This is a genomic window from Burkholderia ubonensis (assembly GCF_902833085.1).
In the GTDB taxonomy this organism is placed as follows: domain Bacteria; phylum Pseudomonadota; class Gammaproteobacteria; order Burkholderiales; family Burkholderiaceae; genus Burkholderia; species Burkholderia ubonensis.
This window is the reverse complement of sequence record NZ_CADFEB010000002.1, coordinates 527643-541088: the sequence shown is the minus strand read 5'-3', so window position 1 is coordinate 541088 and position 13446 is coordinate 527643. Positions and strand designations below refer to the sequence as shown.

Genomic DNA, 13446 nt, shown 5'->3' with positions numbered 1-13446 from the left:
ATCAGGCCTCGAACGCCGCCGGCCTCACGGTAACGGTTCGCAGCGCCGGAAAGCGCGCGGTAAACGTGCTGCCGCGCCCTTCCTCGCTCTGGATGTACAGGTGCGCGTCGTGCCGCTGCAGCACGTGCTTGACGATCGCGAGCCCGAGGCCGGTGCCGCCCGTGTCGCGCGACCGGCTGCGGTCGACGCGGTAGAAGCGCTCGGTCAGCCGCGGCAGGTCGGCCGCCGGTATGCCGAACCCGCTGTCGGTCACCGAGAACACTGCCTGCGCGCCTTCGCGCCGCCACGACACGACGATCTTGCCGCCCTCCGGCGTATAGCGGATCGCGTTGATCACGAGGTTCGCGAACGCGCTGAAGATCTCCGTCTGCGCACCGGCGACCGCCAGCGTGTCGTCTAGCGTGAACGAGATGTCGTGATGCCCGTTCGACAGCGACTGCGCGTCTTCCTTCAGATGGTCGAACACGGAGCGCATGTCGATCGCACGGTCGGCGGCCGGCTTGCCTTCGCCTTCGAGCTTCGCGAGCACCAGCAGGTCGGTGACGATGTGCCGCATCCGCGACGCCTGCTGCTCCATCAGGTCGAGGTAGCGTGCACGGTCTTCCTCGTTCAGCGGCAGTTCGCGCATCGTCTCGAGGAAGCCCGACAGCACGGTGAGCGGCGTCTTCAGCTCGTGCGACACGTTCGCGACGAAGTCGCGCCGCATCGCGTCGGTGCGCTCGAGCTCGGTGATGTCCTGCGTCAGCAGCAGCTTGCGGTTCTCGCCGTACGGGAACACCTGCACCGCGAGCACGTTCTGCCGCGCGTCGCCCATCCCGTGCATCACGAGCATCTCCTCGTAATGCTGCGAATTCAGGTAGCGGACGAAATCCGGATGCCGGACGAGATTCGTGACGTGCTGGCGCAGGTCGCGCTTCGCATCGAGGCCGAAATGCACTTCGGCGATCGCGTTGCACCATTCGATCGTGTCGTGCTCGTCGAGCATCGCGACGCCGTTCGGCGACGCCTGGATTGCCTGGATGAAGCGAGAATGCTGCTGCTCGACCTGCCGCACCTGCGCATGCCACTGCTTCGCGAGCTTGTGCAGCCGGTAGTAGATCTCGCCCCAGATGCCGGGCGCGCTCGGCACTTCGCCGTATACCGGCGCGTCGAGCAGCCGCCACAGGCGCTGCGTATGAAACGTGCTGAAAAACCCCTGTGCGGCCAGCATCACGGCCGCGAACACGAGTCCGGCCGTCGGGCCGGCGATGAAGCCGACCAGTGCGCTGATCAGCACGAGCAACACGAGCGACACCAGAAAGCGCGCCCAGATGATGTTCATGATTCAGCGTCCGAAAAGTTGAAGTGCCTGCGCGGCGCACGATGCGCCGCCCATCTGCATCACGCGTGCTTCGCGAGCCGGTAGCCGCTGCCGCGGACCGTTTCGATCATCGCATCGCAACCCGCCGGCTTGAGGGCCGCGCGCAATCGCTTGATGTGCACGTCGACGGTGCGTTCCTCGACGAACACGTGGTCGCCCCACACCTGGTCGAGCAGCTGCGTGCGGCTGTGCACGCGCTCCGGGTGGGTCATGAAGAAGTGCAGCAGGCGGAACTCGGTCGGGCCGAGATCGAGCTTGATCTCGCTGCCGTCCGCGTGCGCGGCCACCCGGTGCGTGGCCGGGTCGAGGCGCAGCCCGTTGATCGACACGACGTCCTCGGTCAGCTGCGGCGCGCGGCGGCGCAGCACCGCCTTGATGCGCGCCATCAGCTCCTTCGGCGAGAACGGCTTCGTCACGTAGTCGTCCGCGCCGATCTCGAGGCCGAGCACCTTGTCCTGCTCGTCGCCGCGCGCGGTCAGCATGATGATCGGGATGTGCTTGGTCCGCTCGTTGTTGCGCAGGTCGCGCGCGAACGCGATGCCGGACTTGCCCGGCAGCATCCAGTCGAGCAGCACGAGATCGGGCAGCACGTCGCTGATCAGGTTGGCCGCCTGCTCCGCGTTGTACGCGCGGATCGGGCAGTGTCCGGCATGCTGGAGATTCACCGAGATCAGCTCGGATATCGCGGGTTCGTCTTCGATGACGAGAATGTTGCTGGGCATCGGCACCTCGTTGTTCGCCTTGTACCTTGACGTGTTAGCTGTTGGCTTCGCGATCGAGCGTGTCGCGCGGCTGGTGCCGCACGTCGGTGCCCTTCACGATGTAGATGATGAATTCGGCGAGGTTCTTCGCGTGGTCGCCGATCCGTTCGATCGCCTTCGCGATGAACAGGTATTCGAGGCCGACCGAGATCGTGCGCGGGTCTTCCTGCATGTACGACACGAGCTTGCGCACGAACGCGCGGAATTCCTGGTCGATCTCCTTGTCGTCCTTGACGATCTGCGCGGCGGCGACCGTGTCGAGCCGCGCGAACGCGTCGAGCGCGCGGCGCAGGATCGTCACGGCCATCTCGCCGGACACCTTGATCTCGGCGATGTTGACCGCGCGCGCGGCCGGTTCGTCGATCAGGCGGCGCACGCGTTTCGCGATCTTCTCCGCCTCGTCGCCGGCGCGCTCGAGGTTCGTGATCGTCTTCGAGATCGACATCAGGAGGCGCAGGTCGCGCGCGGCCGGCTGGCGGCGCGCGATGATGTTGCCGCACTCCTGGTCGATCTCGACTTCCATCGTGTTCAGGATCTCTTCGTTCGCGATCACCTTCTCGGCCGCAGCGCGGTCGAATTCGTTCAGCGCCTGCATCGCGCCCGTGATCTGCGCCTCGACGAGCCCGCCCATCTCCAGCACCTTCGACGACACGGCATTGAGATCGGCGTCGAACTGGCTCGACAAATGTTTATCCGACATGGCTGTTGTTCTCCGTCATCAACCGAAGCGGCCGGTGATGTAGTCTTCCGTTTCCTTGCGTACCGGCTTGATGAAGATCTTCTCGGTCTCGCCGAATTCGATCAGCTCGCCCAGGTACATGTAGGCCGTATAGTCCGAGCAGCGCGCCGCCTGCTGCATGTTGTGCGTGACGATCACGACCGTGTAGTCGCTCTTCAGCTCCGCGATCAGCTCCTCGATGCGGCCCGTCGAGATCGGGTCGAGCGCCGAGCACGGCTCGTCGAGCAGCAGCACTTCCGGACGGATCGCGATGCCGCGCGCGATGCACAGACGCTGCTGCTGGCCGCCGGACAGCCCGTAGCCGCTCTGGCCCAGCTTGTCCTTCACTTCGTTCCACAGCGCGGCCTTCGTCAGCGCCCACTCGACGCGGTCGTCCATTTCCGAACGTGTGAGCTTCTCGAACATTTTCACGCCGAATGCGATGTTGTCATAAATCGACATCGGAAACGGGGTCGGCTTCTGGAACACCATGCCGATCCGCGCGCGCAACAGCGAGATGTCGCGCTTGGTGGTCAGCAGGTTCTCGCCGTCCATCAGGATCTCGCCTTCGGCGCGCTGCTCCGGATAGAGCGCGTACATCTTGTTGAACGTGCGCAGCAGCGTCGACTTGCCGCAGCCCGACGGGCCGATGAACGCCGTCACCTTCCCTTCGGGAATGCGCAGGTTGATGTTCTTCAGCGCGTGGAACTTGTTGTAGAAGAAGTTGAGGTTGTTGACCTCGATCTTCGCGTTCAGCGGCGCGAGCGGACTGCCGTCCGTCGCGCCGTGCGTACCGGCCGGCGCGGCGACACGTTCGATGGGATTCAGGTGGCTTTCTGCCATGTTCATCGGATTGCTCCGCCGTTACTGTTTCGAGAAGATCGAACGCGCGAGGACGTTGAGTCCGAGCACGCCGAGGGTAATCAGGAACACGCCCGCCCAAGCGAGCGACTGCCATTCCGCGAACGGGCTCATCGCGAACTTGAAGATCGTGACGGGCAGGTTCGCCATCGGCTGGCTCATGTCCCACGAGAAGAACTGGTTCGACAGCGCGGTGAACAGCAGCGGCGCCGTTTCGCCGGCAATCCGCGCGACCGCGAGCAGCACGCCCGTGATGATGCCGCCCACCGATGCGCGCAGCGTGATCTTCAGCACCATCCGCCACTTCGGCGTGCCGAGCGCGAAAGCTGCTTCGCGCAGCGCGTTCGGCACGAGCTTCAGCATGTTCTCGGTCGTGCGGATCACGATCGGGATCTGCAGCAGCGCGAGCGCGATCACGCCGGCCCAGCCGGAGAAGCGGCCCGACTTCGCGACGACGAGCGCGTAGACGAACAGGCCCACGACGATCGACGGCGCCGACAGCAGGATGTCGTTGATGAAGCGGATCGTGCTCGCGAGCGGGTTCGTCTTGCCGTATTCGGCGAGGTAGACGCCCGCCAGGATGCCGATCGGCGTGCCGACCAGCGTGCCGAAGCCGACCAGCAGCAGGCTGCCGACGATCGCGTTCGCGAGGCCGCCGCCCGCGGTGTTCGGCGGCGGGGTCGATTCGGTGAACATCTGCAGCGACAGGCCGCCGATGCCGAGGCTCAGCGTCGTGTAGAGGATCCACACGAGCCACATCAGGCCAAACAGCATCGCGCCGAGCGACGCGGTGAGCGCGATCGCATTGACGATCTTGCGCTTGCGCTGGAGCCGGCTGCGCATCGCGTCGAGCACGGCGCCGTCCGGGCCGGGGAAGTTCAGTACGGGCTCGCTCATTTCTTGCCCTCTCCTTTCTCGAGACGCAGCAGCAGCAGTTTGGAGATGGCCAGCACGATGAAGGTGATCACGAACAGGATCAGGCCCAGCTCCATCAGCGCGGCCGTATGCAGGCCGGGCGACGCTTCGGCGAACTCGTTCGCGAGCGCCGACGTGATGCTGTTGCCGGGCGAGAACAGCGACACGTTGTCCAGCAGGTTCGTGTTGCCGATCACGAAGGTCACGGCCATCGTTTCGCCGAGCGCGCGACCGAGGCCGAGCATCACGCCGCCGATCACGCCGGTCTTCGTATAGGGCAGCACGATCTTCCACATCACTTCCCAGGTCGTGCAGCCGATCCCGTACGCCGATTCCTTCAGCAGCACGGGTGTGACCTCGAACACGTCGCGCATCACCGACGCGATGTACGGAATGATCATGATCGCGAGGATCACGCCGGCGGCGAGAATGCCGATGCCGATCGGCGGGCCGGCGAACAGCGCGCCGAGCACCGGCACGCCGTCGAACAGGCGGCCGACCGGTTTCTGGAAATAGGCGGCGAAGATCGGCGCGAACACGAGCAGCCCCCACATCCCGTAGACGATCGACGGGATCGCGGCGAGCAGCTCGATGGCGATGCCGAGCGGGCGGCGCAGCCAGACCGGCGACAGCTCGGTGAGGAACAGCGCGATGCCGAAGCTGACCGGCACCGCGATCACCAGCGCGATGACCGACGTCACGATGGTGCCGTAGATCGGCACGAGCGCGCCGTAGACATCCGCATTGGGATCCCATTCGGACTGCCACAGAAAGGCGAGGCCGAACTTCTGGATGGTCGGCATCGACGCGATGATCAGCGAGACGATGATGCCGCCGAGGAGCAGCAGGGTGACGATGGCGGCGAGCCGGGCGAGGCCGCCGAACAGGATGTCGCCGAGGCGGCCGGGCGCATGCTGCTGCGCGTTGCCGGCGGACCGGGAGGACACGTATGGAATATCAGACATGGGCGCCTGCTTCTGAATGCCGGGCGCCTTGACGCCCGGCCTTACCGCACACACTGCCCGGCCTGCGCGGCCGGGCAGCGAACCGCTGTGACGCTTACTCCGTGGCGACCGGCTTGCCAGCCGTGTCCGTCACCTTGACCTTCCACTGCTTGCGGATTTCCGCTTCGACCGCCGGCGGCAGCGAGATGTAGTCGAGGCTGTCAGCCGCCTTCTCGCCGTTCTTGAACGCCCAGCTGAAGAACTTCAGCGTTTCCGCGCCCTGCTCCGGCTTGTCCTGCTTCGCGTGCAGCAGCACGAACGTCGCGCCGACGACCGGCCATGCTTCCTTGCCCGGCTGGTTCGTCAGGATCTGGTAGAACGACTTCGACCAGTTCGCGCCGGCGGCGGCGGCCTTGAAGGTTTCCGTCTTCGGCTCGACCACCGTGCCCGTCGAGTTCTTCAGCGCGGTGTAGACCATGCTGTTCTTCTTCGCATACGCCCACTCGACGTAGCCGATCGCGCCCGGCAGGCGCTGCACGAATGCCGCGACGCCGTCGTTGCCCTTGCCGCCCGTGCCGGTCGGCCAGTTGACCGTCGTGCCTTCGCCGACCTTCGACTTCCACTCGTCGTTGACCTTCGACAGGTAGTTCGTCCAGATGAAGCTCGTGCCCGAGCCGTCCGCACGGCGCACGACCGCGATGTCGGTATCCGGCAGCTTGACCTTCGGGTTCAGCGCGGCGATCGCCGGGTCGTTCCACTTCTTGATCTTGCCGAGGTAGATGTCGCCGAGCACCGGGCCCGACAGCGTCAGCTCACCCGCCTTCACGCCCGGCACGTTGATGACCGGCACCACGCCGCCGACCACCGTCGGGAACTGGAACAGGCCGTCCTTCGCGAGCTCGTCGTCCTTCAGCGGTGCGTCCGAACCGGCAAAATCGACCGTCTTCGCATTGATCTGCTTCAGGCCGCCCGACGAGCCGATGCCCTGGTAGTTGATCTTCGCGCCGCCGGACTGCTGGTAATCCGCAGCCCATTTCGTGTAGATCGGCATCGCGAACGTGCTGCCTGCGCCCGTGATGTCGGCGGCGTGCGCAGCGACAGCGAAAAGTGCGCCAGCCAGGCCGGCAATCGCGGTTTGCATCAATTTCATGAGACCTCCAGTGTGTGAGCGGATGACTACGGCACCGCGAAGGTTAGGGGCTCCTCATGACGGTAATGTGACAATCGATGAAACTGGCGTGACAGTAACATGACTACTTGAAAGGCAACACAGGAGGGTAAGACGGACGGGCGCGGGCAACGCCGGCACCGGGAGAATAGGCAATAAATGCCGGGAAGGGAAAGGCGGAAAATGTGCGTCCGGTCCCGCTTCGACAGCGGTCGATCAGGCGGGCGGATTGTACCCCACCCGCACTTGCGCGCGGTACGTCCGGACCGGACACGCCGCGCTCGGGGATTCAGGGGTCGGAAGAGGACTTCGGCGCGGTGTTGGGTTCATGGCGCCAACGTGGCGGCCGGATGGAGGGTCCGCACTTTGGCTGGCTGCATCGCACGGCCGACAGGCAACCGGCGGCCATGTGCACATGCACCGGCCGCCGGCCGCCGACCGGATTCAGGCAGTCGCGGCGCGCACCGCGTCGGCGATCGCCTCGGCGTGACGGCTCGCGTCCGCCGCCTGCTCCGCCTCGACCATCACGCGCAGCACGGGCTCGGTGCCCGATGCACGGATCAGCACGCGGCCGCTGCCGGCCAGCGCCTGTTCCGCGCCGTCGATCGCGGCGCGGATCGACGCATTGCCCTTCCAGTCCGCGCCGGGCTTCATCCGCACGTTGATCAGCTTCTGCGGGAACAGCGTGACGCCGTCGAGCATCTGCGCGAGCGTGCGGCCGCTGCGCTTCAGCGCCGCGAGCACCAGCAGCGCCGACACGATGCCGTCGCCGGTCGTATGCCGGTCGAGCGACAGGATGTGGCCCGACCCTTCCGCGCCGAGCTGCCAGCCGTGCTCGCGCAGCTGCTCGAGCACGTAGCGGTCGCCGACCGCCGCCCGCACGAACTGCACGCCCTCGCGTTGCAGCGCAACTTCGACGGCGAGATTCGTCATCAGCGTTCCCACCGCCCCTTCGACTTGACCGTTAGTTGCAATCCTGTCCTTGACCAGCACGTACAGCAGCTCGTCGCCGTTGAACAGCCGCCCGGTCGAGTCGACGATCTGCAGACGGTCCGCGTCGCCGTCGAGCGCGATGCCGAGATCCGCGTGATTCGCCCGCACCGCGCGCACCAGCGCATCGGGCGCGGTCGCGCCGACGCCGTCGTTGATGTTGAAGCCGTTCGGCGCGACGCCGATCGGGATCACGTCCGCGCCCAGTTCGTGGAACACGTGCGGCGCGACCTGGTACGCAGCGCCGTGCGCGCAGTCGACGACGAGCTTCATCCCGCGCAGGTCGAACGCCGCGGGGAACGTGCTCTTGCAGAACTCGATGTAGCGGCCGGCCGCATCGTCGAGGCGGCGCGCCTTGCCGAGCCCGTCCGACGGCGCGCACTCGAGCGGCTTGCCGAGCCATGCCTCGATCGCGGCTTCGGTTTCGTCGGGCAGCTTGTTGCCGTCCGCGGAGAAGAACTTGATGCCGTTGTCGTGATACGGATTGTGCGACGCACTGATCACGACGCCCGCCGACAGGCGCAGCGCGCGCGTCAGGTACGCGACGCCCGGCGTCGGCATCGGGCCGGCCAGCATCACGTCGACGCCGGCCGCGGAGAAGCCCGCCTCCAGCGCCGCCTCGAGCATGTAGCCCGACACGCGCGTGTCCTTGCCGATCAGCACGGTCGGACGCGCACCCGCCGCGACGTCAGCCGAGCCGGCCAGCACCTTGCCCGCCGCGTAGCCGAGCCGCAATACGAAATCGGGCGTGATCGGCGCTTCGCCGACGGTGCCACGGATGCCGTCCGTACCGAAGTATCGACGTCCCATAATGAATGTTCCTCCTCTTTTGACTTATCGATGCCGCGCGGCTCCGCGCACGGCATTCCAGATCTTCAGCGCATCGACCGTTTCCGCGACGTCGTGCACCCGCACGATCGCGGCGCCCCGCTCCACCGCGCACAGCGCGGCCGCGACGCTCGCCGCGACGCGCTCGGCCGGCGGCTTGCCGCCGATCACCGCGCCGAGCATCGACTTGCGCGACATCCCCGCGAGAATCGGGTATGGCCGGCCGTCGGGCCGCGCGGGCGTCGTGTCGGGCAGCGCGGCGAGCAGCGCATAGTTGTGTTCGATCACCGCCTTGCCGAACCCGAAACCGGGGTCGACGCAGATGCGTTCCGCCGCGACGCCGGCATCCATCAACGCTTGTGCACGCTCGGCGAGAAAATCGCGCACGTCGGCGACCACGTCTCGATAGTCGGGCTCGTGCACCTGCATCGTCTGCGGCTCGCCGAGCATGTGCATCGCGCACAGGCCGCAGCTGCCGTCGCGCACGGCGTCGATCGCGCCTGCCTGGCGAAAGCCCCAGATGTCGTTGATCAGGTCCGCGCCGGCGGCCAGCGCCGCGCGCATCACGGCCGGCTTGTAGGTATCGATCGACAGCGGCACGTTCAGCGGGCGCAATGCCTCGACCAGCGGAATCACGCGCGCGAGCTCCTCGTCGAGCGGCACCGGCGGCGCGCCCGGGCGGGTCGATTCGCCGCCGATGTCGAGGATGTCGGCGCCCTCGGCGAGCATCCGCTCGGCCTGGCGCAGCGCATCGTCACGGGCGAGGAAGCGGCCGCCGTCGGAGAACGAGTCGGGTGTCGCGTTGAGGATGCCCATCACGAGCGGGCGTTCGAACGTCAGCGTGAAGCGGCCGCACTGCAGCGGCGACGGAATGAATGAGGGAGATGCGGGATCGGACACGAGCGACCAACGTGGAAATGAATGCAAAACGGGCCGGTGTGAAAGCCACACCAGCCCGTCAACGGTACGACAGCGGGAATCAGGCCGGCGACGCGGGCGCCGGCGCGTTGCCCGGCTTGACCTCGGTGCCGGTACCGCCCGACGATGCATCGCCGCCGATGGTCGGCGAGCTCTTCGGCGAGCGCGGCGGACGGCCTTCCATGATGTCGTTGATCTGATCGGCGTCGATCGTCTCCCACTCCATCAGCGCGGCGGTCATCGCCTCGACCTTGTCGCGGTTCTCCTCCAGCAGGCGGCGAGCGAGGCTGTACTGGTCATCCAGCACGCGGCGGATTTCCGCATCGACCTTCTGCTGCGTCGCTTCCGAAATCGTCCGCGTGAAGCCGCGGCCGAACGGGCTTGCATCGCTCTCGTCGTCGGCATAGACCATCGGGCCGAGCGCGTCGGTCATCCCGAACCGGGCCACCATCGCACGCGCCGTCTGCGTCGCCTTGTTGAAGTCGTCCGACGCGCCGGTGCTGACGAGGTTCATGAACAGCTCCTCGGCCACGCGGCCACCGAACAGGATCGCGAGGCGGTCCAGCAGGTAGTCCTTCGAATACGTCTCGTTGTCGTGCTCCGGCAGCTGCCACGTGACGCCCAGCGCACGGCCGCGCGGAATGATCGTGACCTTGTGCACCGGATCGGCCTTCGGCAGCAGCTTCGCGATCACCGCGTGGCCCGACTCGTGGTACGCGGTCGCGCGCTTCGCTTCCTCGCGGATCACCGCGGACTTGCGCTCCGGACCCATGAAGATCTTGTCCTTCGCGTCCTCGAAGTCCTGCATCTCGACGATGCGCTTGCCGCGACGCGCGGCGAACAGCGCCGCCTCGTTGACGAGGTTCGCGAGATCGGCGCCCGAGAAGCCCGGCGTGCCGCGCGCGATCACTGCCGCGTCGACGTCGTTCGCGATCGGCACCTTGCGCAGGTGGACGCGCATGATCTGCTCGCGGCCGCGGATGTCCGGCAGGCCGACGTAGACCTGGCGGTCGAAACGGCCCGGACGCAGCAGCGCCTTGTCGAGCACGTCCGAACGGTTGGTCGCGGCAATCACGATCACGCCCGAATTCGCTTCGAAGCCGTCCATCTCGACGAGCATCTGGTTCAGCGTCTGCTCGCGCTCGTCGTTGCCGCCGCCCATGCCGGCGCCGCGATGACGGCCGACCGCGTCGATTTCGTCGATGAACACGATGCACGGCGCGTGCTTCTTCGCCTGCTCGAACATGTCGCGCACGCGGGCCGCACCGACGCCGACGAACATTTCGACGAAGTCGGAGCCCGAGATGCTGAAGAACGGCACCTTCGCTTCACCCGCGATCGCGCGGGCGAGCAGCGTCTTGCCGGTGCCCGGAGGGCCGACCAGCAGCACGCCGCGCGGAATGCGGCCGCCGAGCTTCTGGAATTTCTGGGGATCGCGCAGGAAGTCGACCAGCTCGGACACTTCCTCCTTCGCTTCGTCGCAGCCCGCGACGTCGGAGAAGTTGACCGCGTTGTTGTTCTCGTCGATCAGCCGCGCACGCGATTTGCCGAACGAGAACGCGCCGCCTTTGCCGCCGCCCTGCATCTGCCGCATCATGTAGAACCAGAAACCGATGATCAGGATCGTCGGCCCGAGGTAGTACAGCGCGGACATCAGCGCGTTCGGCTCGTCGTCGGCCTTGCCGCTGACCTGCACGCCATACTTCATCAGATCGCCGACCATCCAGATGTCGCCGGGCGACACGATCTGGTATTTCTGGCCATCAGCCGGAGTGACGGTGAGGTTGCGCCCCTGCACGACGACAGTCTTGACCTTGCCGTTCTTGGCGTCGTCCATGAACTGCGAATAGGACACGCCTTCCTGGACGCGGGGCTTGTCGAACTGCTTGAACACCGTAAACAGCACCAGTGCGATCACCAGCCACACTGCTGCCTTCGAAAACATATTGTTGTTCAAAGCACCACTCCTTCACTCGTAGACGAGCGCCTACATTTTCCTTGCGGCGCCCCTCAGGCATTCTAATCCAGTCCGACCACCCCTGCCATAAGCATTGACAACCGTCGCGATAGCGAACGGCTTGTCTGGCAAGGGCCGGAGCCCGTTTGCGGCCCCCCGGCTCCGCGTCAGCGCGGATGCTTCAGGTGCCGCCCCAAGATGAACGTTTCGGACGATTTGTCGCGGGACGCCTTGGGCTTGCGCGGCGCGACAATCTTAAACTGCTGTTTGAATTTCTCGACAATCTGGCTGTAGCCGCTGCCGTGGAAGCACTTCACCAGCAGCGCGCCATCCGGCTTCAGATGATTCTGCGAGAATTCGAGCGCGAGATCGCACACGTGCTCGATGCGCGCCGCATCCGCGGAGGCGACCCCTGACAGGTTGGGGGCCATGTCGGAAATTACAAGGTCCACCGGCCGGCCTTCGAGGACGGCCTCCAGTTGATGCAGCACCTCGTCCTCGCGAAAGTCGCCCTGGATGAAGTGCACGTCGGCGATCGGCTCCATCGGCAGCATGTCGAGCGCGACGATCGTGCCGTCGATCCCGCCTTCGCGCGCCGCGTCGCGTTTCTTGCCCTGCGCGAGCTTGTTGCGCGCGTACTGGCTCCAGCTGCCGGGCGCCGCGCCGAGATCGACGATCACCTGGCCGGGACGAATCAGCTTGTCCTGTTCGTCGATTTCCTTCAGCTTGTAAGCGGCGCGCGCGCGATAGCCCTCCCGCTGCGCCATTTTGACGTACGGGTCGTTGATGTGGTCATGCAGCCAGTGCTGGTTGAAGCGGTTCTTTGCCATTCGAGAGAGAGATTACTGCCATTTGCTTCGTGAAGCCGCGCTTTTGGCGGATAATACGCGTCTTCTTCGCGCGGCTGCGGCCTCAATCAGGCCCAAGCCGCGATTTTACGTGGTTTCGGCGCGCGGCTCACACGGCGGATGCCGGTGTTGCGCGCCCTTATTTTTGAATTCGACATTCCATGCCAGCCCTTTCGCTTTCTCCCGCCGAGCGCTCCGCGCTGCGCTCCGAAGCCCATGCGCTCAAGCCCGTCGTGCTGATCGGCGCAGAGGGGCTCACCGACGCGGTCCTGAAGGAAATCAAGGTGCACCTTGACGCGCACCAGCTGATCAAGATCCGCGTATTCGGCGACGAGCGCGACGAACGCATCGCGATCTACGACGAAATCTGCGACCGGCTGAACGCCGCGCCTATCCAGCATATCGGCAAGCTGCTCGTGATCTGGAGGCCCGAGGAAGCCGCGCCGGCGCCGGCTCGCGGCCGCCGCAGCAGCGCCCTGCCGAGCGCGGCCGAAGCCGCCGCCGACAAGAAGGGCCGCGCGCCGCGTACCGTGAAGGTCGTCAAGGTGTCGCCGAACGCGAGCCCGGTGCGTCGTCCGAAGCCGCAGAAGGTGACGGTGCGCGGCAACGAGCGCGTGACCGCCGGCGGCACCGTCAAGCGTGCGAAAAAGCGTCAGGCGAGCACCAAGCGGCCGTTCCAGGACAAGTAAGCCCTTCCGGGCGCCCGGCGGAGCGACGCTTACGCGTCGCGCGCCGGCAAGCGCCAGATCAGCATCAGCCCGAGCACGCTCTCGACCAGGTAGAACAGGCTCGAGACGCCGTGCAGCATCCCGAACCGGCTCGCATACGGCGAGTTCGCGATATCGGTGCCCGCGTCCATCGCGGCCACGCGCAGCGCGTTCATGAACGGCTGCAGCGCAAAATACCCGATCAGCACGCAGCCGACCATCGCCGCGAGAATCCAGCGCACTCGCCGGTATTCGTCGCAGCCGCGCCGCACCTGCTGGTTCGACAGCACGAGCAGCAGCACGCCGCACACCACGCCGAGGACCGCCTCGATGCGGAACAGCTGGGCGGCAACCGAGCCGGCCGTCATGCGCTCCAGCGAACGAAACAGCACGGGCGCGACCGCATACCCGATCGTCAGCAGGCTGCCGACCCACACGGCCGACAGCAGACGGAACACGCGATGCGGCATC

Annotated in this window: 13 protein-coding genes; 1 reads left to right on the top strand and 12 read right to left on the bottom strand. The window is 66.1% G+C overall.

Annotated features, from left to right (window positions below; genetic code table 11):
* Position 1: 1 nt before the first annotated feature.
* The 11 genes from phoR to HWX31_RS06450 form a co-directional block, all read right to left on the bottom strand.
* Entirely contained in the window at positions 2-1321 is a 1320-nt protein-coding gene (gene phoR / locus HWX31_RS06500) for a phosphate regulon sensor histidine kinase PhoR (protein ID WP_059614384.1), read from the bottom strand.
* 59 nt (positions 1322-1380) lie between these two features.
* Positions 1381-2082: a phosphate regulon transcriptional regulator PhoB gene (gene phoB / locus HWX31_RS06495; protein ID WP_010092659.1), complete on the bottom strand. Its 702-nt coding sequence runs from the start codon at positions 2080-2082 to the stop codon at positions 1381-1383.
* A 34-nt stretch (positions 2083-2116) separates the two neighbouring features.
* On the bottom strand, positions 2117-2821 hold the full coding sequence (gene phoU, locus HWX31_RS06490; protein ID WP_059614386.1) for a phosphate signaling complex protein PhoU: 705 nt from the start codon (positions 2819-2821) through the stop codon (positions 2117-2119).
* 18 nt (positions 2822-2839) lie between these two features.
* Positions 2840-3688, bottom strand: a complete 849-nt coding sequence (pstB, locus tag HWX31_RS06485) for a phosphate ABC transporter ATP-binding protein PstB (RefSeq protein ID WP_174965321.1) — start codon at positions 3686-3688, stop codon at positions 2840-2842.
* A 15-nt stretch (positions 3689-3703) separates the two neighbouring features.
* Positions 3704-4597, bottom strand: a complete 894-nt coding sequence (pstA, locus tag HWX31_RS06480; RefSeq protein WP_059749395.1) for a phosphate ABC transporter permease PstA — start codon at positions 4595-4597, stop codon at positions 3704-3706.
* Entirely contained in the window at positions 4594-5580 is a 987-nt protein-coding gene (gene pstC, locus HWX31_RS06475; protein WP_174965322.1) for a phosphate ABC transporter permease PstC, read from the bottom strand. The genes pstA and pstC overlap by 4 nt, the downstream gene beginning before the upstream one ends.
* A gap of 94 nt (positions 5581-5674) precedes the next feature.
* Positions 5675-6709: a phosphate ABC transporter substrate-binding protein PstS gene (gene pstS / locus HWX31_RS06470; RefSeq protein ID WP_174965323.1), complete on the bottom strand. Its 1035-nt coding sequence runs from the start codon at positions 6707-6709 to the stop codon at positions 5675-5677.
* A gap of 462 nt (positions 6710-7171) precedes the next feature.
* Entirely contained in the window at positions 7172-8527 is a 1356-nt protein-coding gene (gene glmM / locus HWX31_RS06465) for a phosphoglucosamine mutase (protein WP_059614393.1), read from the bottom strand.
* A gap of 24 nt (positions 8528-8551) precedes the next feature.
* Positions 8552-9445 carry a dihydropteroate synthase gene (gene folP / locus HWX31_RS06460; RefSeq protein WP_174965324.1) on the bottom strand — a complete coding sequence of 298 codons (894 nt, stop codon included), beginning with the start codon at positions 9443-9445 and terminating at the stop codon, positions 8552-8554.
* 79 nt (positions 9446-9524) lie between these two features.
* Positions 9525-11420, bottom strand: a complete 1896-nt coding sequence (gene ftsH, locus HWX31_RS06455) for an ATP-dependent zinc metalloprotease FtsH (RefSeq protein ID WP_174965325.1) — start codon at positions 11418-11420, stop codon at positions 9525-9527.
* Positions 11421-11587: 167 nt separating this feature from the next.
* Positions 11588-12250 carry an RlmE family RNA methyltransferase gene (locus HWX31_RS06450; RefSeq protein ID WP_059749398.1) on the bottom strand — a complete coding sequence of 221 codons (663 nt, stop codon included), beginning with the start codon at positions 12248-12250 and terminating at the stop codon, positions 11588-11590.
* A gap of 179 nt (positions 12251-12429) precedes the next feature.
* On the opposite strand from HWX31_RS06450, the gene HWX31_RS06445 reads away from it, so the two are divergent.
* Positions 12430-12957, top strand: a complete 528-nt coding sequence (locus HWX31_RS06445) for a YhbY family RNA-binding protein (RefSeq protein ID WP_174965326.1) — start codon at positions 12430-12432, stop codon at positions 12955-12957.
* A gap of 29 nt (positions 12958-12986) precedes the next feature.
* Here the strand turns inward: HWX31_RS06445 and HWX31_RS06440 are convergent, their stop codons facing one another.
* Complete coding sequence (locus tag HWX31_RS06440) at positions 12987-13445, bottom strand: DUF4149 domain-containing protein (protein ID WP_059614399.1); 459 nt, start codon at positions 13443-13445, stop codon at positions 12987-12989.
* Position 13446 lies beyond the last annotated feature (1 nt).

What these genes read in the sequence shown, in the direction of transcription:
- phoR (WP_059614384.1), bottom strand. Translation starts at nt 1,321, where the DNA reads ATGAACATCATCTGGGCGCGCTTTCTGGTGTCGCTCGTGTTGCTCGTG.
- phoB (WP_010092659.1), bottom strand. Translation starts at nt 2,082, where the DNA reads ATGCCCAGCAACATTCTCGTCATCGAAGACGAACCCGCGATATCCGAG.
- phoU (WP_059614386.1), bottom strand. Translation starts at nt 2,821, where the DNA reads ATGTCGGATAAACATTTGTCGAGCCAGTTCGACGCCGATCTCAATGCC.
- pstB (WP_174965321.1), bottom strand. Translation starts at nt 3,688, where the DNA reads ATGAACATGGCAGAAAGCCACCTGAATCCCATCGAACGTGTCGCCGCG.
- pstA (WP_059749395.1), bottom strand. Translation starts at nt 4,597, where the DNA reads ATGAGCGAGCCCGTACTGAACTTCCCCGGCCCGGACGGCGCCGTGCTC.
- pstC (WP_174965322.1), bottom strand. Translation starts at nt 5,580, where the DNA reads ATGTCTGATATTCCATACGTGTCCTCCCGGTCCGCCGGCAACGCGCAG.
- pstS (WP_174965323.1), bottom strand. Translation starts at nt 6,709, where the DNA reads ATGAAATTGATGCAAACCGCGATTGCCGGCCTGGCTGGCGCACTTTTC.
- glmM (WP_059614393.1), bottom strand. Translation starts at nt 8,527, where the DNA reads ATGGGACGTCGATACTTCGGTACGGACGGCATCCGTGGCACCGTCGGC.
- HWX31_RS06450 (WP_059749398.1), bottom strand. Translation starts at nt 12,250, where the DNA reads ATGGCAAAGAACCGCTTCAACCAGCACTGGCTGCATGACCACATCAAC.
- HWX31_RS06445 (WP_174965326.1), top strand. Translation starts at nt 12,430, where the DNA reads ATGCCAGCCCTTTCGCTTTCTCCCGCCGAGCGCTCCGCGCTGCGCTCC.
- HWX31_RS06440 (WP_059614399.1), bottom strand. Translation starts at nt 13,445, where the DNA reads ATGCCGCATCGCGTGTTCCGTCTGCTGTCGGCCGTGTGGGTCGGCAGC.